Consider the following 16149-nt stretch of genomic DNA (forward strand, 5'->3'; position numbering starts at 1 on the left):
CTGCAACCGAACAGGACCCGCCCATGACCGACCTCAACGCTATCCCCCTGACCGCTGCCGCCTTCGCCCCGTTCGGGGATGTGCTGGACGTGTCCGGTGACCCCGACAAGCTGATCAACCAGGGGCTTTGCGGGCGGTACCATGACCGGGCCCGGCTCGATCTCGGTCCCAACGGACGTGCCGGGATCAGCCTGTTCAATGCCGAGCCCCGCAGCCTGCCTTTCCGGCTCGACATGGTCGAACGTCACCCCGAGGGCAGCCAGGCTTTCCTGCCGATGCACCAGAACCCCTGGCTGGTGATCGTCGCCGAGGATGCAGGCGATGCGCCAGGGCAGGTCCAGGCGTTTCTTGCGGCGCCAGGGCAGGGGATCAACCTGCATCGCGGCACCTGGCACGGGGTGCTGACCCCGCTTGCGGAACCGGGCCTCTTTGCCGTGGTCGACCGGATCGGGGACAGCGCCAATCTGCAAGAACACTGGTTGGGCACGCCATTGACCATCACCGCGTGAGAGGTGGCGAATCTCTGGACAGGGCGCGCCATGGGTGCGAGGTTTGATCAAATTTGATCTTTCTCGAAAGTGACGCGCCATGAAAGACGACAACTTCCTCCGCGAAAACAACGCCCGCCACATCTGGCACCCCATGGGCCACCCGGCCGATATGCAGGCCAACCCGCCAAAGATCATCACCGGGGCCGAAGGCGTGAAGATCAAGGACATCGACGGCCATGCCGTGATCGACGCGGTCGGCGGGCTGTGGTGCGTGAATCTTGGCTATTCCAACGACGTGGTGAAGGACGCGATTGCCAAGCAGCTTTACGACCTGCCGTATTATTCCGCCTTCGCCGGCAGTACCAACCCCACCGCCATCGAAGCCAGCTATATGGTGCGCGAGATGTTTGCCGAGGATGGCATCGCGCGGGTGTTCTTCACCTCGGGCGGATCGGACAGCGTCGAAACCTGCCTGCGGCTGGCGCGGCAATACCACCGTCTGCGCGGCGAACCCACGCGGACGAAGTTCCTGTCGCTGAAGAAGGGCTATCACGGCACCCATTTCGGCGGCGCGTCGGTCAATGGCAACAACCGGTTCCGCACCGCGTATGAACCGCTTCTGGCGGGCTGTTTCCACTTGCCGTCGCCGTATACCTATCGCAACCCGTTCAACGAAACCGACCCTGCCCAGCTGGCACAGAACATTGCCCAGATGATGGAAGACGAGATCCAGTTCCAGGGCGCCAATACCATCGCCGCCTTCATCATGGAACCGATCCAGGGCGCGGGCGGCGTGATCGTTCCGCATGAAACCTTCATGCCCCTGATGCGCGAGATCTGCGACCGCCACGGTATCCTGCTGATCTCGGACGAGGTCATCACAGGCTTTGGCCGCACCGGTCACTGGTCCGGTGCGCGTCACTGGGGGGTGAAGCCCGATCTGATGAGCACGGCAAAAGGCATCACCTCTGGCTATTTCCCGGTCGGGGCCGCGCTGATCGGCGAAAAGGTGGCCGATGTGTTCGAAAACTCCGATGCCGAAGGCGCGATTTTCCATGGCTACACCTATTCCGCGCATCCAGTGGGGGCGGCCGCGGTCATTGCCTGCCTGAGCGAAACTCAGCGCCTGGACACGGCGGCAAACGCCGGGCCACGGGGCACGCAGATTTTCGACGGGCTTAAGGCGCTGGCCGAAAAGCACGATATCATTGGCGATGTGCGGGGCGGCCATGGCCTGATGTCGGGGATCGAACTGGTCAGCGACAAGGCGACCAAGGCACCGCTGGACATGGCGGTGGTCAAGAAGATCCACGAGACGATCTATCAGGCGGGCACGATGGTGCGGTTGGTGGCGCATTCGATCGTGATGTCGCCGCCACTGACCATCACCGAGCAAGAGGTTGCCACCGTACTTGCGTGCATCGACCAGGGCCTGTCCGCGGCCTGAGCGGCGGATTTCCAGACAGTCGCGCTGCGCGCGGCAGGGGCGGTGCCCTTTTGCCTTCGGCGCAAGGGCACCCGGGTCAGGGGGCGCTGCCCCCTCTTTGCCGTTCCGGCAAATTCACCCCCGAGGTATTTGGAAAACCAAAGACCTGAAACGGTCAGTCGTGCTGACCCAGCCTGGGGGACGCGTGATCGAGCACGAGTTTGGCATCCGAGAAGGTCAACGGCGCGCGCAGGCCTGGGATGCCCTCGGGGGAAATCTGCATGTCGCGGGCCTGGACCTGCGGATCGGCCATCACCTCTGCCAGGTCATTGATCGGGCCGGCGGGGACGCCTTCGGCCTCGCAGGCGGCCAGAAGATCGGCTTTGGTGCGCTGCGACGTGGCTGCGGTCAGGCGGCGGATCATTTCCTCGCGGTTGGCGATGCGGTCGGCGTTGGTCAGGTATTCGGGTGCGGTCACCATGTCGTCAAGGCCCAGCAGGCGGCAGAGGCGCTGGTATTGCGCGTCGTTGCCGGTGGCGATGATGATGAAGCCGTCGGCGCAGTCGAACACCTGGTAGGGCGTCAGGTTCGGATGATAATTTCCGGTGCGCCCGGGCGGAGTGCCGGTGGCCAGATAGTTCATCGCCTGGTTGGCGGTGACGGAGACGGCGGTGTCGAGCAAGGCCATGTCGATATGCTGGCCCTTGCCGGTGCGGTCACGCTGGTGCAGGGCCGACAGGATTCCCACCACGCCGTAAAGACCGGTGAAGATATCGGTGACGGCGACGCCTGCGCGCTGCGGCTGTCCATCCGGGTCGCCGGTGATCGACATCAGCCCGGACATGCCCTGAATGATGTAGTCATAGCCCGCGCGATGGGCATAGGGGCCGGTCTGGCCGAAACCGGTGATCGAGCAATAGATCAGGCGCGGATTGATCTGTGCCGCGCTGGCATAGTCGAGCCCGTATTTCGTCAGGCCGCCGACCTTGAAATTCTCGATCAGGATATCGGCATCCCTGATCAGGTCGCGCATCTGGTCCTGCCCGTCGGGCGAGGCCAGATCGACCACGATGGAGCGCTTGCCGCGGTTGCAGGAATGGAAATAGGCGGCCGACCTGTCGCCATCGCGTTCGATGAAGGGCGGGCCCCAGCGGCGGGTGTCGTCGCCTGACGGCGCTTCGACCTTGATCACCTCTGCGCCCAGGTCGGCCAGCGTCTGACCGGCCCAGGGGCCGGCCAGGATACGCGCCAGTTCGATGACTTTCAGGCCTTCCAGCGGGCCGCGCGGGGCCGAGACCGTCATTCCGCCAGTTTCTCGTCCAGCACGCGGGAAAAGTCCTTGTAGGACATGTTCGAGTATTTCTCGCCGTTGATCATGAACGACGGGGCGGAATCGATTTGGTCCCGGGTGGCGTTTTCCTGGTACCAGCCGACCAGCGCGCGCAGCTTGGCTTCGTCGGTCAGGCAGCTGTCGAGCTGTTCGTTGGAAATGCCGGCCAGCAGGCCGATCTTGCGCAGTTCGCCCGCGATGGCAGCATCGGAACCGGCGCGCACCCATTCCGCCTGACCCTTGAAGACCAGGTCGGTGATGCCGAAGAACTTCGACGGTTCGCAGCGCGCGATCATCGACGCCCACATGCCGTACTTGTCGAAGTAGACTTCGCGGTAGACGAACTTGACCTTGCCGGTGTCGATGTAATCTTTCTTCAGCAGCGAGAACACGTCTTCGAAGAAGTGGGCGCAATGCGGGCAGGTGTAAGAGGCGTATTCGATGACCTCGACCGGGGCGTTCACGTCGCCTTCGATCATTTCGATCACGCTGACGGCCTCGGATGTGCTTTCCTGGGCGCTGGCGGCGCCAGGCAGGGCGATTTCAGGGCCGGTCACGGCGGTGCGGCTTTGGCTGAGCCAGAAGCCTGCGCCGACGATCAGAACAAGCGCGAGCGCGGCGACGGAAACGATGCGGTTCATCGGAGGTCCTCTTTTCAAGCGGAGCCGGGGCGTCAGCCCCGGGCGTTGGTCTTGGATATGACGTTTGCGGCCAGACGTTCAAGCGCAAGCCGCAATCCATCGTCGGCAACATCGCCGGTCAGTGTGCGGGCCTCGGCCACTGCGGCGGGCGAGGGGGCGGTTTCATGAGGCTTGGCGGGGCGATGGTCGAAACTGGCGCGGCCTTCGGCAAAACCGGTCGCGGCGGTCTGGGTGATGCGGACGCGGGCGATGGCGTTGTAGCCGTAGACCGCGTTCACCTTTTCGCGGATGCGGTCCTTCTGCATCTCCAGCATCGGGGCCTGCGCCCCGGTTGTCAGCAGAACCAGCGTGGCGCCGAACCCGCCCCGGCCATAGCTGACCTCGACCGGGCGGGAAATGGCGGCGACATCGGGGCCTGCGATTTCGGCCCAATGGGTCAGCAGGCGCGACTGTGCGAATCCACGGGTTTCGCTGACCGAACGAATCTGCTTTTGCAGCAGTCCCGAGGTGCGGGCGAAACCGAATGTGGTGGACGGGCGCTTGGCCATGTTTGACTCCCTCTGCCGCACACTATTCTAGTGGCCTGCGCCGGGCGCGCCAGCCCGGAAGCGCCCCCGCCGATCAAAGGACTGTCAGACGTGCGTGAAATCGCCGACGCAAAGGATTTGCTGGACTGGTATGACCGCCATGCGCGGGTGCTGCCGTGGCGTGTCAGCCCGCAGGACCGGGCGCGCGGGGTGCGGCCCGATCCTTATCGCGTCTGGTTGTCCGAGATCATGTTGCAGCAGACCACCGTGGCCGCGGTCAAAAGCTATTACGAGTCGTTCACCAGCCGTTGGACGACGGTCTCCGATCTTGCCGCCGCGAGAGATGAGGATGTGATGGCTGCCTGGGCGGGGCTTGGCTATTACGCGCGGGCACGCAACTTGCTGAAATGTGCGCGGGCGGTGGCCAGCGAACATGGCGGGCAGTTCCCGGCGGATCACGCGGCGCTGCTGGGGTTGCCGGGAATCGGCCCGTATACCGCGGCGGCGGTGGCGGCGATCGCCTTTGACCTGCCCGAAACCGTGGTCGACGGCAATGTCGAACGGGTGATGGCGCGGGTGCACAACGACGACACGCCCCTGCCCAGGGCCAAACCGGTTTTCACCGACTATGCCCGTGCGCTGACGCCGCGCGACCGCCCCGGTGATTACGCGCAGGCGGTGATGGACCTGGGCGCCACGATCTGCACCCCGCGCAAACCCGCCTGTGGCCTGTGTCCCTGGCGCAAGGGCTGCGCGGCGTGGCTGGCGGGCACGGCGGCAGAGCTGCCGAAGAAAGCCCCGAAACAGCGCAAGCCGACGCGGCTGGGCATCGCCTATCTTGTGCGGCGGGTGGACGGGGCGTGGCTGCTGGAACGGCGCCCGGACAGCGGGCTGCTGGGCGGTATGCTGGGCTGGCCCGGCAGCGACTGGTCCGAGTCCCCGGCAGAGGCGCCGCCGATCCGGGCCGAATGGAAGGCGCTGAACGGCGAGGCGCGGCACACCTTCACCCATTTCCACCTGCGCCTGACGGTCAAGACGGCGCTCGTGCCAATGGAACGTCAGCCGCAGCGCGGCGCATTCGTCGCGGCAGAAGATTTCGACCCGGGTGCGCTGCCCACGGTGATGCGCAAGGCATTTGACCTTGCGCAAGGCAAGTGATCAGCGTCTTGGCCAGTCTGCCCGCAAGGCGGTAGGGTGGCCCTGACCGCATGAAACGCCGGAGCAGATCATGATTCCCGCCCAAAATGTTGCCCGCCTGTCGCAGGCCCTGCCGTTCTGGATGTCGCTGTTGCTGATCCCGCTGGTCTGGACTGGCGCGCTTTGGGGCGGATGGTGGGTTCTGTTGCCGATCGCCGCGACGTGGTACCTGTTCACCGCGTTGGACGCGGTGCTGGGGTTGAACCTGGAAAACGCCGATCTGGATACCAGCGACGACCAGTTGTTCTGGTACCGGATCGTCACCCTGCTCTGGGTGCCGTTGCAATTCCTCAACCTGTTCGCGCTGATCTGGTTCGTGCCGCAGGCCGCACATCTTGGTGTGCTGGAAAAGATCCTGGTGTTCGTTGGCGTGGGAGTGATGACCGGTACGGTTGGCATCAACTATTCCCATGAACTGATGCACCAGACCAACAATTTCGAACGCTGGCTGGGCGATATCCTGTTGTCGATGGTGCTGTATTCGCATTTCCGGACGGAACACCTGCTGGTGCATCACGTCTATGTCGGCACCCGGCGCGACCCTGTCACGGCGCGCTATAACGAGGGGTTCTATCGTTTCTACCCGCGGGTGTTGCGGGAATCGCTGGTGTCGGCCTTCCGGGCGGAAAAGGCGCGCCTGGCGCGGCGGGGGCTGCCCTGGCACCACCGGTCGAACCCGTTCTGGCGGTATTGGGCGTTACAAGGTTTGATGCTGGCTTTGGCGCTGATCATCGGTGGCTGGGCCGGGCTGGCGCTGTTCGTGTGGCAGGCCAGCGTCGCGATCTGGCAGCTTGAGATCGTGAACTACGTCGAACACTATGGCCTGACCCGCAAGCACCTGGGTGATGGCAAGTACGAACTTGTTCTGCCAAGGCATTCGTGGAACGCGGCGCACAAGGCGTCGAACTGGTTGCTGATCAATCTGCAACGCCATTCCGACCACCACTACAAGCCGCAGCGCCGGTTTCCCCTTTTGCAAAACTATGCCGAGGACGAGGCGCCACAACTGCCCTACGGCTATCCACTCATGACCATGGCGGCGATGGTGCCGCCGGTCTGGCGCCGGGTGATGAATCCGCGCGTCAAGGCGTGGCGGCGAACGTTCTATCCAGAGATCGAAGACTGGACCGCCTACAACCGCGCGAACTTGCCTTTGCCGCGCTGATCGTCGGTCGTGTGCACGGCGAATTTTCGCAGACTGACTCGTGTTTGGCGGGATTGTGCGGGTTTCGACGACAATCCACGAAACAGCCGTAAACTGTGCATAACCTCATGACGATTAAGGGTTTATTAACCCTTCTGCAATTGACTCAAGCGGCGGTTGACCAAATATTGCGTGTATCTGATCGCCCGGACTGGTCCCGCAGTGCAGGATCCGACGGACGCGTTTGGGTGGGGATGCTTTTGGACGAGTCATACCCGGCGTGCCGGGCTTCAAAATGTGAGTAGCCATGCCGACCGAGGTCAGTCTTTACATCTACGGCAACAGCCTTGTGAATTACGCCGAAGGCAGCGACTGGACCAATGTGCCGGTCTGGCTTGACATGCTGGCGATGTCGTCAGGCAACGATTTTGCCGCCAGTGGGGGGTATGGGTTTCTGCGCCAGTTCGCCGACCGGGCAGAGCCGGGGTCGGAATGGGGGTTCAACGCGGTCGAGGCGGCCTGGGACGCGGACACCGAAAGCTTTTCGGCATCGTCGGTCGATACGGTTCTGATCACCCCGAACAACTTCATTCAGGACGTATCGCCCAATACCGATTATTATGGCGATACGCGGTCGCCGGTCGAGGCGACGCTGGATGTCGTGGCCGATACGCAGGCGGCGCTGCCCGGTGCGCGTATTTTTGTCTATGAAGGCTGGGCCGATATGGCGGCTTTCGCCGACACCGTCCCCGAAACCAACGCCGCGCTTCAGGCGTATCACGACTACAACACCGGGGCCTATCATGACTGGTATGTTGACTACGTGGCGCAGATCAACGCGGCCGATCCCGATGCCAATGTCGAACTGATCCCGGTCGCCTCTGTCCTGTCGGAACTGCTGACGACGACGCTGTCGGATATCCCGCCCGAAGAACTTTATGTCGACAGTGCCCCGCATGGGACAGAGACAATCTATTTCCTTGCCAGCCTTGTCACTTATACATCGATCTACGGCGAAGCGCCGCCCACCGATTTCGACATTCCGGGATTGGTGCATCCGTCGGTCGCAGAACACTACGCCGAGGTGCTTCGGACCATCGAAGATGCGGTGAACGGCGATGCGCCGGACCTGGCAGACGACGCCCCGGTGATCGACGACGTCGAAGACCCTGCGCCGCAAGACGAGGAACTGATCGTCCGCGAAGATGCGCCGCCGCCCGACCCGGTGACACAGCCCGAGCCGGCGACAGACCCCGAGCCCGACCCGGGACCGCAACCGACGGTTGGCGCATTGGCGCAGGCCGACAGTTACCAGGTTGGCACCGGTCAGACGGTGTACCTCGATGTGCTAGCCAACGACACCCCGGGCGGAGAGTTGGTGTATACCGACACCGGCACGCTGGGAGAGGCGAGCGTTGACGGTGACCGCATCGCCTATACGCCCGACAACGAAGGCACGGATGCGTTCAGCTATGTCATGCGCGACGCCGAAGGGGGCTTTCACGAGGCATGGGTGACGGTTTCGGTGGGGGGCCAGACCCCGCTCGAAAGCGAACAGGTCGTGCAGGACGATCCTGGTACGACCACCGAACTGGATCTGGAACGCCCGGTCAGCCATGAAGCTGCGCGCAGTCTTCAGGCCGATCTGGATGTCGACGTGGCGGGCCGGTTCTCCATCACTTTGCAGGGCGTCAGCGACGGTACGATCAGCATCAATGGCACGGCATTGCAGACGACACTGTCGGACGATGGCGAAACCGTCACGGCACAATCCGATCTTGGCGTTGGCACCCACGATCTGCGGCTTGGCTTTTCCGACCTGGACAATGGGCACGGTCTGTCGGTGTCGGTCCATGGTCCTGGCGACCCGGACCTGAGCGCGCAGGACGACTCATCTGATGACAGCCCGGCGACATCCCCCGAAACCGTGCCTGACGTGGCAGAACCGCACTCCATCGCCGCGTTGCTGATCGGCTATAGCAACACCTGGCAGGGCATGGGGCGTGACGGCGGGTTCGGAGCAGAGATTCGCAACGCGGATTTGCAGGACGATTACCGCAACCCCAACGGCGCCGAAGCGCGCGACGATGCCGAGGACATGTACGACTTTTTCTGATCCTCGGCGCGTCAGCAGCAGCGGCTCAGCCCGATGGGGTCGCAGCCGCAGAACGTCGGTGCCGCGCGTTCGTCGACGGAATCGAGATCGGCAAACAAGGGATTGTTGGCCAGACATTCCTGCACGAAACCGAACAGTTGCGCCTCTGAACGGTGGCCGATCCTGCCGGGCGGTGTGACGCTGCCCAGAATGCCTTGGCCGCGCGCATCCATCACCGCGATCCGGTGTGCAACGCGGGCGGCTTCGGTCAGGTCGTGGGTGATGAACAGACCGGCAAAGCCCATGTCCGCAACCGCCGACAGGACAAGGTCCTGCATGCGGCGACGCAGCGCGGCATCCAGCGCACCGAACGGTTCGTCAAAGATCATGAAATCGGGATCAACGGCCAGCGCCCGCACGATCGAAACCCGCTGCCGCATGCCCCCGGAAAGTTCGGCCGGAAACTTCGCAAGGTCGTCGGGCAGCAGGGCCGCGCGTTCGGCGACCTCGTGGGCCTTGTCTCGGGCGGCCTTGCGCTTCACACCGGTCAGTTCCACCGACAGGGCGATATTGTCCAGCGCGGTGGCCCAGGGCAGCAGTCGCGGTTCCTGGAACACCACCCCGTGGCGGCGATAGCGTCGCAGGACACGGCCCTGATCGGGGGTCAGCGTTCCGGTTGCGATATGGGCGAGCGTGGTCTTGCCGCAGCCCGATGGGCCGACCAGCGCCACCATCTCGCCTTCGCGCAGGACAAGTGAAACGTCGCGCAGCACTTGCCGCCCGGAATAGGCATAGTTGATCGCGGCAAGGGTCATCGGTGTTTCAATCACGGTCACAGACATGACTTACCCCCGACCGATCGCGCGCCAGCGTTCCAGCCGTCGCCGCAGCGGGCGCACGGCGGTGTGTTCGACCGCCAGCAGGCCCGAGACCGCCAGCACGACCCAGGCCATGGCCATATCGACATCCAGATGGGTACGCGCCAGCGCCAATTCGCCGCCGATTCCGGTCACGCTGGTGATCAGTTCCGACATGATCGCAACCTTGAACCCAAGCGCCAGCGCGATGGCCATGACGGGGGCAAGGTGCCCGGCGATCTGGAACAGCCCAACCCGCAGGAATTGCTGCCAAGCGCTGGCCCCGAAGCCCAGTGCCATGTCATCAAGCCGACGGTCGCGAACCAGAACGCCTTCGGCGGCCCCCATGAACAACACCGGGGTCGTCATCACCGAGACTGTAAAGATCACCGCGCCATGTGATGGGCCGAACCAGATCATCGTCAGGATGATCCAGGCAATCGCGGGCATGCCCAGCAGGATCGTCGCCCAGGGCATGAGCATGCGCAGCAGGAAAGGGACGTAACCCGCCGCAATGCCCAGCCCGGCGCCGATGGTCAGCGAAATGGCCAGCCCGGAAATCACCCGGACGATGGTGGACAGCACCGCCGCCCAGCCGTCGACCGAGGAAAGAACAGAGGCCACCGCTTTCGCGGTGGCCAGTGGGGTGGGCAGCACGAAGGGACCATACGCCACCGCACCCAAATGCCAGATGAACAGACCCAGCAGCAGCCCCAGCGCCCCCGGCCCAAGTCGGACCGCTGTGTTGCCCATCTGGATGGGCAGCGCCTCGACAGCTTCGGTCAGCCGGGTGCTCAGGGCGACGCGGGATGTCACAGCAGGTAATATCCGTCGTCGGGCAACTTGCCGGCCAGGATGCCGGGATCGGCGGCCAGCAGCGCCTTGAACGTCCCTTCCAGATCCGCGCGCGCCTCGGACGCGGGGCGGACATGCAGCGCGCAATGCGGCAGCGCGGCCTGGATCAGCGGTGCGGGGCGTTCGGTCAGCGTGGCGGTGTGCGCCGCTGCGGTGGCCGGATCGGAATTGGCGGCCTGGCAGGCCCCTGCCAGCGCGGCGTGCAACGCCTCGACATGGGCCGGGTGGGCCTCTGCGAAGCCTGCGGTGACGCCAAGCCCGGCCTGTGGCAAGGCACTGCCTGCGCCGCTGACCAGTGCCCATTCATCGCGGGTGCGCACGCCCATGGTAATGGTCTGGCCGGCTTTCTTGGCCTTCATCATTGCGGCGGTGCCGGCGGGTTCTGCCAGAATAGCCGCTTCGGTCCGGCCCGACAGCAGCAGTTGCGCGGCCTCGACATGGGTGGCGGCGGGGATCAGCTCAACCTGATCGGCGATGCCGTGCTTGGCCAGCAGCGCACGCATCACATGGCCGGTGAAATCGTTGTAGAACGGCTGGGCCACGGTCTTGCCCTTCAGGTCGGCGAAGGAATTCAGCCGCGCGCCGGTCGAAAACAGACCGCAATGGCCATCGGTCACAACGTTGACCAGACGGATCGGGAAGCCGCGGTTATAAAGGCTGGCCCCGGATTGCGTCGGGATGATCGCGACCTCGACCTTGCCCGAGGACAGATTGGCGCGCAGTTCGTCGCCGGTGTTCCAAAGGCTGAAATCGACCTCTTTCGCGATGTCGTCAAAGGCGCCGGTTGCCACGGCCTGCGACATGACGATCGACGGGCCGGACGGCGGGCTTTGCAGAACAAGGCGGTCAAGTTTTGCACCACCGGCGCGCGCCAGCGACGGGGCGGCAAGAATCGCGCCACCAGCGGCAAGGAAGGTGCGGCGTGAAAGGGGGAGAGTCGGCATGATGTGTCCAGTTCAGTCGATGTGTCCCGGCTCTCGTAGCGATCTGTCGGGGGACGCAACATGATTCAGATCAAACATTCCAGCACTGGAAGGTTGGTCTTTTGCAAGCAGCTTGCATTCACATTCAAAAAACAATATGCGTTTTGGCAGCCGGCATGTCAAACCCAAAAACCCGAAGAGTCCCGGGCTTTCATTGACCTGCAAGTCTAAAACGGATGCAATGATGCACAGACGACCCCGGTCGGGGGCGACTCAACGCAAGAACAATCAAGGCGAGGGCCAGATGCGTTCAGCACTTTTCTCTATTTTTCTGCTGGCGGCAGGAACCGCCGCGACCGCTGCCACGATCGAGGTGGCGCCACAGACCGTGACAGAATGGAAATCGGTATACGGCCAGGTCGAAACCCGCGACTTGATCCCGGCGCGAGCCCGGATCGCCGGTACCGTGATCGCGCTTGACGTGACCGAGGGGGACCAGGTCATGGCCGGACAGCGCATCGCCGTGATCGAAGACGACAAGCTGAATTTCCAGATCGATGCCCTCGATGCCCAGCTGGAAGCGTTGCAGGCGCAGCTGAACACCGCGCGGTCCGATCTTGCCCGTGGTGAGGTGCTGATCGAACGGGGCGTGATCACCAACCAGCGGCTGGAACAGTTGCAGACGGCGGTCAACGTGCTGGATGGCCAGATCTCGTCGTTGCAGGCCGAAAAGCTGGTGGCCGAACAGCGCATCACCGAAGGCGAGGTGCTGGCCCCGGACGATGGCATCGTCCTGTCGGTGCCGGTGTCGCGCGGCTCGGTCCTGAACCCGGGCGAAGCGCTCGCCCAGATCGGTGGCGGTGGCGCCTATCTGCGCCTTGCCGTGCCTGAACGCCACGCCCGTGACCTGTCCGAAGGCGACACGATCGAGATCGACACCGGTACCGGCGTGCTGGAAGGGACGCTGGTAAAGATCTATCCGCAGATCGAAGGCGGTCGCGTGCAGGCCGATGTCGAGGTCGACGGGCTGGACGCGCGCTTTGTCGGATTGCGGATGCCCGTGCGCCTGCCGGTCGGCGAACGCCAGGCGATCCTTGTGCCGCAAGCCGTGCTCAGCCACATCGGCGGGCTTGATTTCATCACGGTCGAGGCCACCGGCGGCCCGATCGAGCGGGTCGTGGTTCCCGGCGGCGTGGTGCGCGTGAATGGTGAAACCTATCGCGAAATCCTCAGCGGTCTGGCCGCGGGCGACGTGGTGGTGACCGATCATGAGTGACGACCAGAAAGACAAGTCCGGCGGACTTGGGATCGCGGGGAACCTGACCCGCGCCTTCATCTCTTCGCCCCTGACACCGCTGTTCCTGATCGCGTCCTTCGCGGTCGGCCTGCTGGCCCTGGTCAGCCTGCCGCGCGAGGAAGAACCGCAGATTTCCGTGCCGCTGGTCGATATCCACGTCATGGCCGACGGTCTGCGCGCCGAAGACGCGCTGAAACTGGTGACCGAACCGCTGGAAACCATTGCCAAGGGCATCGACCAGGTCGAACACGTCTATTCCGATACGCGGGATGACCGGGTGATGGTCACCGCCCGGTTCGAGGTCGGCGTGTCTGCCGATACCGCGATCCTGCGGGTGCGGGACAAGATCCTGTCGAACCTTGACCGAATCCCGGTCGGCATTCCCGAACCGCTGGTGGTCGGGCGCGGCATCAACGACGTGGCCATCGTTGCGCTGACTTTCAGCGCCAAGGAAGGCCAGGACGAGATCACCGCCGCAGACCTGACCCGCGTCGCCAAAGAGGTCGAGGTGCGCCTTGCCCGGATCGACGACGTGGGCCTGACCTATGTCATCGGTGGCACGCAAGAGGCGCTGCGGATTTCTCCGGACCCGCAGAAACTGTCGCTGTACGGCGTGACGCTGCAACAGCTGGGCACCAAGGTGCAGGGCGCCAACAGCGCCGCGCCCGCCGGCACCGTGCGCGATGGCGGCCAGCAAGTTGGCCTGCTTCTGGGCGATACGCTGTCGACCCCGGAACAGATCGGCGCGCTGGAACTGACCGCGCGCGACGGGCGCACCGTCTATGTCCGCGACGTGGCCGATGTGGGTTTTGTCACCGACCTGGATGAATACCACGTGGCAACGATCCAGCGTTCCGGCGCAAACGATATCATCCGCCGCCCGGCAGTCACGCTGGCCATCGCCAAGCGCGCGGGCGCCAACGCGGTGACCGTGGCCGAACGCATCCTGCACCAGGTCGAGGTCATGGAAGGGGACCTGATCCCCGACAGTATCGAGGTCGAGGTCACCCGGGACTACGGTGAAACCGCGGATGAAAAGGCCAACGAACTGCTGTTCCACCTGGGCCTGGCAACCGTGTCCATCGTGGCGCTGGTGCTGCTGACCATCGGCTGGCGCGAGGCCATCGTGGTTGCCATCGTGATCCCGGTGACGATCCTGCTGACGTTGTTTGCCGCGAACCTGATGGGTTACACGCTGAACAGGGTGTCGCTGTTCGCGCTGATCTTCTCGATCGGGATCCTGGTCGATGACGCCATCGTGGTGATCGAAAACATCGCTCGGCACTGGGGTATGAAACGGCACGGGTCGAACCGGATCGGCGCGGCGATTGCCGCGGTGGCAGAGGTCGGCAACCCGACCATCGTTGCGACCCTCACGGTGGTTGTTGCGCTGTTGCCAATGCTGTTCGTCAGCGGGCTGATGGGCCCCTACATGAGCCCGATCCCCGCCAACGCGTCGGCGGCGATGATCTTTTCCTTCTTTGTGGCGGTGATGATCACCCCATGGCTGATGATCAAGATCGCAGGTCGCGCGCAGTTGCATCACGAAGATGACCACGGCACCCCCGGCGGGCGCATGGGCAAGATGTATGCCGCCATCGCGCGGCCGCTGCTGAAACGCAAATCGGTCAGCGCCCTGTTCCTGCTGATCGTCGTTGTGGCGTCTTTCGGTTCTCTGGGTGCGCTGTATACCAAGGACGTAACGGTCAAGCTGCTGCCTTTTGACAACAAGTCGGAACTCAGCATCGTGATCGACCTGCCCGAAGGGTCCAGCGTCGAAGCGACCGATGGCGTCGCACAACAGGCCGCCCGCGTTGCCATGGGACTGGAAGAGGTGATTTCGGCCCAAACCCACGCGGGCACATCGTCGCCCTTCAATTTCAATGGTCTGGTGCGGCACTACTACCTGCGGCAAAACCCGGAAATGGGCGATGTGCAGCTGAACCTGGAGGCGAAGCAGGACCGCGATCGCACCAGCCACGAAATCGCGCTGGAGCTGCGCGAAAAGCTGCTTGAGCTGAAAGTGCCCGCGGGCACCAGCATCAAGGTGGTTGAACCGCCGCCCGGACCGCCCGTGATCTCGACTCTGCTGGCCGAGATCTATGGCCCCGACCCGGAAACCCGGCGCGAGGTCGCGACCAAGGTGCGCGCGGCCTTTGAAGAGGTGCCTTTCGTTGTCGACGTGGACGACAGCTTCGGCGTTCAGCCTCCGCGCATGCGGGCGGTGCTGAAACCTTCGGACCTGGATTTCTATCGCGTGCAGGAATCCGACGCGCTGGACACCTTGCGGTATCTGAACGGCACCTTCACCGTGGGCTATTCCCACCGCGGCGATGGCCGCCGTCCGATCCCCATCATTCTGGGCCGGGACAAATCGGCGCGGGTGATGGACGCCGAAACGCTGTCCACGCCGGTTCCGGCCAACGCCCTGCCCGGCGGGCGCGGCGTGGTCGAACTGGGCGACGTGATCGACATCGTCAAGGAAGAGGCGTCTTACCCGATCTTCCGGCACAACGGTTACGACGTGATCATGGTCACTGGCGAACTGGCAGGCGCGTTCGAGGCCCCGCTTTACGGCATGCTCGATGTGGCCCAACGGCTGGATCAGATGGATTGGGCCGAAGGCACCAAGCCGATCATCAGCTACAACGGCCAGCCCGACAACACCGACACGCCGGTGCTGTTGTGGGATGGCGAGTGGGAGGTCACCTGGGTCACGTTCCGTGACATGGGGGCGGCCTTTGGCGTCGCGCTGCTGGGGATCTATATCCTTGTCGTGGCGCAATTCGGCAGTTTCCGCCTGCCGCTGGTGATCCTGACCCCGGTGCCGCTGACCTTCCTCGGTATCATGATCGGGCATTGGCTGTTCGGGGCACCGTTCTCGGCCACGTCGATGATCGGGTTCATCGCGTTGGCGGGGATCATCGTGCGGAACTCGATTCTGCTGGTCGATTTCATCCGCCACGCAGACCCCGATCAGAAAGTGACCGTCGATATCCTGGTTGCCGCCGGGGCAACCCGTTTCAAGCCGATCCTGCTGACCGCAATCGCGGCGATGATCGGTGCGGCGGTGATCCTGGCCGACCCGATTTTCCAGGGCCTGGCGATTTCGCTGCTGTTCGGGCTGCTGTCGTCCACCGCGCTGACGGTTCTGGTGATCCCGGCGATCTATCGCATCTTCAAGATGTAAGAACCGCCAGCAATGACATGCAAAAGCCCGCCCCACTGGCGGGCTTTTGTCGTTTCCCAGGTAAGGTTTTCGGTAACTTGGCAGGTGTGCCGGCACGGTCTAGTGGATTGAATCCAACATTTGGAACCCTCGATTTCTTGCGGCGATGATGTCGTTGGGGTCTGCCCGCCAAACGA

Annotated in this window: 13 protein-coding genes; 7 read left to right on the top strand and 6 right to left on the bottom strand. The window is 63.7% G+C overall.

The window, feature by feature from the left end; all coding sequences use genetic code 11:
• Positions 1 to 23: 23 nt before the first annotated feature.
• Both VK792_RS06565 and VK792_RS06570 read left to right on the top strand, forming a co-directional pair.
• Positions 24 to 509: an ureidoglycolate lyase gene (locus VK792_RS06565; RefSeq protein WP_326296581.1), complete on the top strand. Its 486-nt coding sequence runs from the start codon at positions 24 to 26 to the stop codon at positions 507 to 509.
• 79 nt (positions 510 to 588) lie between these two features.
• Positions 589 to 1938: an aminotransferase class III-fold pyridoxal phosphate-dependent enzyme gene (locus VK792_RS06570; RefSeq protein WP_326296583.1), complete on the top strand. Its 1350-nt coding sequence runs from the start codon at positions 589 to 591 to the stop codon at positions 1936 to 1938.
• A gap of 154 nt (positions 1939 to 2092) precedes the next feature.
• Here VK792_RS06570 and VK792_RS06575 read toward each other — a convergent pair whose 3' ends face one another.
• The 3 genes from VK792_RS06575 to VK792_RS06585 are packed head-to-tail and all read right to left on the bottom strand — an operon-like array spanning position 2093 to position 4436.
• Entirely contained in the window at positions 2093 to 3220 is a 1128-nt protein-coding gene (locus VK792_RS06575; protein WP_326296584.1) for a CaiB/BaiF CoA transferase family protein, read from the bottom strand.
• Positions 3217 to 3888: a DsbA family protein gene (locus tag VK792_RS06580; RefSeq protein WP_326296586.1), complete on the bottom strand. Its 672-nt coding sequence runs from the start codon at positions 3886 to 3888 to the stop codon at positions 3217 to 3219. The genes VK792_RS06575 and VK792_RS06580 overlap by 4 nt, the downstream gene beginning before the upstream one ends.
• A gap of 32 nt (positions 3889 to 3920) precedes the next feature.
• Positions 3921 to 4436: a DUF721 domain-containing protein gene (locus VK792_RS06585; RefSeq protein ID WP_326296587.1), complete on the bottom strand. Its 516-nt coding sequence runs from the start codon at positions 4434 to 4436 to the stop codon at positions 3921 to 3923.
• A gap of 90 nt (positions 4437 to 4526) precedes the next feature.
• On the opposite strand from VK792_RS06585, the gene mutY reads away from it, so the two are divergent.
• The 3 genes from mutY to VK792_RS06600 all read left to right on the top strand — a co-directional run bounded on the left by mutY (position 4527) and on the right by VK792_RS06600 (position 8872).
• The gene (gene mutY / locus VK792_RS06590) at positions 4527 to 5573 is read left to right on the top strand and encodes an A/G-specific adenine glycosylase (RefSeq protein ID WP_326296588.1); all 1047 of its coding nucleotides are present in this window, start codon (positions 4527 to 4529) and stop codon (positions 5571 to 5573) included.
• Between the two features lie 70 nt (positions 5574 to 5643).
• Positions 5644 to 6777 carry an alkane 1-monooxygenase gene (locus VK792_RS06595; protein ID WP_326296590.1) on the top strand — a complete coding sequence of 378 codons (1134 nt, stop codon included), beginning with the start codon at positions 5644 to 5646 and terminating at the stop codon, positions 6775 to 6777.
• 286 nt (positions 6778 to 7063) lie between these two features.
• Positions 7064 to 8872, top strand: coding sequence for an Ig-like domain-containing protein (locus VK792_RS06600; protein ID WP_326296591.1), 1809 nt, complete (start codon positions 7064 to 7066; stop codon positions 8870 to 8872).
• An 11-nt stretch (positions 8873 to 8883) separates the two neighbouring features.
• Here VK792_RS06600 and VK792_RS06605 read toward each other — a convergent pair whose 3' ends face one another.
• Genes VK792_RS06605 through VK792_RS06615 form a run of 3 tightly spaced genes read right to left on the bottom strand, consistent with a single transcriptional unit; the run spans position 8884 to position 11507 of the window.
• Positions 8884 to 9693, bottom strand: coding sequence for an ABC transporter ATP-binding protein (locus VK792_RS06605; protein WP_326296592.1), 810 nt, complete (start codon positions 9691 to 9693; stop codon positions 8884 to 8886).
• Positions 9694 to 9696: 3 nt separating this feature from the next.
• Positions 9697 to 10524 (bottom strand): ABC transporter permease, encoded by an 828-nt coding sequence (locus tag VK792_RS06610; RefSeq protein WP_326296593.1) that lies wholly within the window; start codon positions 10522 to 10524, stop codon positions 9697 to 9699.
• Positions 10521 to 11507: an ABC transporter substrate-binding protein gene (locus VK792_RS06615; protein WP_326296595.1), complete on the bottom strand. Its 987-nt coding sequence runs from the start codon at positions 11505 to 11507 to the stop codon at positions 10521 to 10523. Before VK792_RS06615 ends, VK792_RS06610 begins: the two co-directional genes overlap by 4 nt.
• A gap of 283 nt (positions 11508 to 11790) precedes the next feature.
• On the opposite strand from VK792_RS06615, the gene VK792_RS06620 reads away from it, so the two are divergent.
• Both VK792_RS06620 and VK792_RS06625 read left to right on the top strand, forming a co-directional pair.
• Positions 11791 to 12762, top strand: coding sequence for an efflux RND transporter periplasmic adaptor subunit (locus VK792_RS06620; protein ID WP_326296596.1), 972 nt, complete (start codon positions 11791 to 11793; stop codon positions 12760 to 12762).
• Entirely contained in the window at positions 12755 to 15973 is a 3219-nt protein-coding gene (locus VK792_RS06625; protein ID WP_326296597.1) for an efflux RND transporter permease subunit, read from the top strand. The genes VK792_RS06620 and VK792_RS06625 overlap by 8 nt, the downstream gene beginning before the upstream one ends.
• Positions 15974 to 16149 lie beyond the last annotated feature (176 nt).

The organism is Mesobacterium hydrothermale (assembly GCF_035818635.1).
Classification (GTDB): Bacteria; Pseudomonadota; Alphaproteobacteria; order Rhodobacterales; family Rhodobacteraceae; genus Mesobacterium_A; species Mesobacterium_A hydrothermale.

Coding starts and splice junctions, on each gene's coding strand:
- VK792_RS06565 (WP_326296581.1), top strand. CDS start 24: ATGACCGACCTCAACGCTATCCCCCTGACCGCTGCCGCCTTCGCCCCG.
- VK792_RS06570 (WP_326296583.1), top strand. CDS start 589: ATGAAAGACGACAACTTCCTCCGCGAAAACAACGCCCGCCACATCTGG.
- VK792_RS06575 (WP_326296584.1), bottom strand. CDS start 3,220: ATGACGGTCTCGGCCCCGCGCGGCCCGCTGGAAGGCCTGAAAGTCATC.
- VK792_RS06580 (WP_326296586.1), bottom strand. CDS start 3,888: ATGAACCGCATCGTTTCCGTCGCCGCGCTCGCGCTTGTTCTGATCGTC.
- VK792_RS06585 (WP_326296587.1), bottom strand. CDS start 4,436: ATGGCCAAGCGCCCGTCCACCACATTCGGTTTCGCCCGCACCTCGGGA.
- VK792_RS06595 (WP_326296590.1), top strand. CDS start 5,644: ATGATTCCCGCCCAAAATGTTGCCCGCCTGTCGCAGGCCCTGCCGTTC.
- VK792_RS06600 (WP_326296591.1), top strand. CDS start 7,064: ATGCCGACCGAGGTCAGTCTTTACATCTACGGCAACAGCCTTGTGAAT.
- VK792_RS06605 (WP_326296592.1), bottom strand. CDS start 9,693: ATGTCTGTGACCGTGATTGAAACACCGATGACCCTTGCCGCGATCAAC.
- VK792_RS06615 (WP_326296595.1), bottom strand. CDS start 11,507: ATGCCGACTCTCCCCCTTTCACGCCGCACCTTCCTTGCCGCTGGTGGC.
- VK792_RS06620 (WP_326296596.1), top strand. CDS start 11,791: ATGCGTTCAGCACTTTTCTCTATTTTTCTGCTGGCGGCAGGAACCGCC.
- VK792_RS06625 (WP_326296597.1), top strand. CDS start 12,755: ATGAGTGACGACCAGAAAGACAAGTCCGGCGGACTTGGGATCGCGGGG.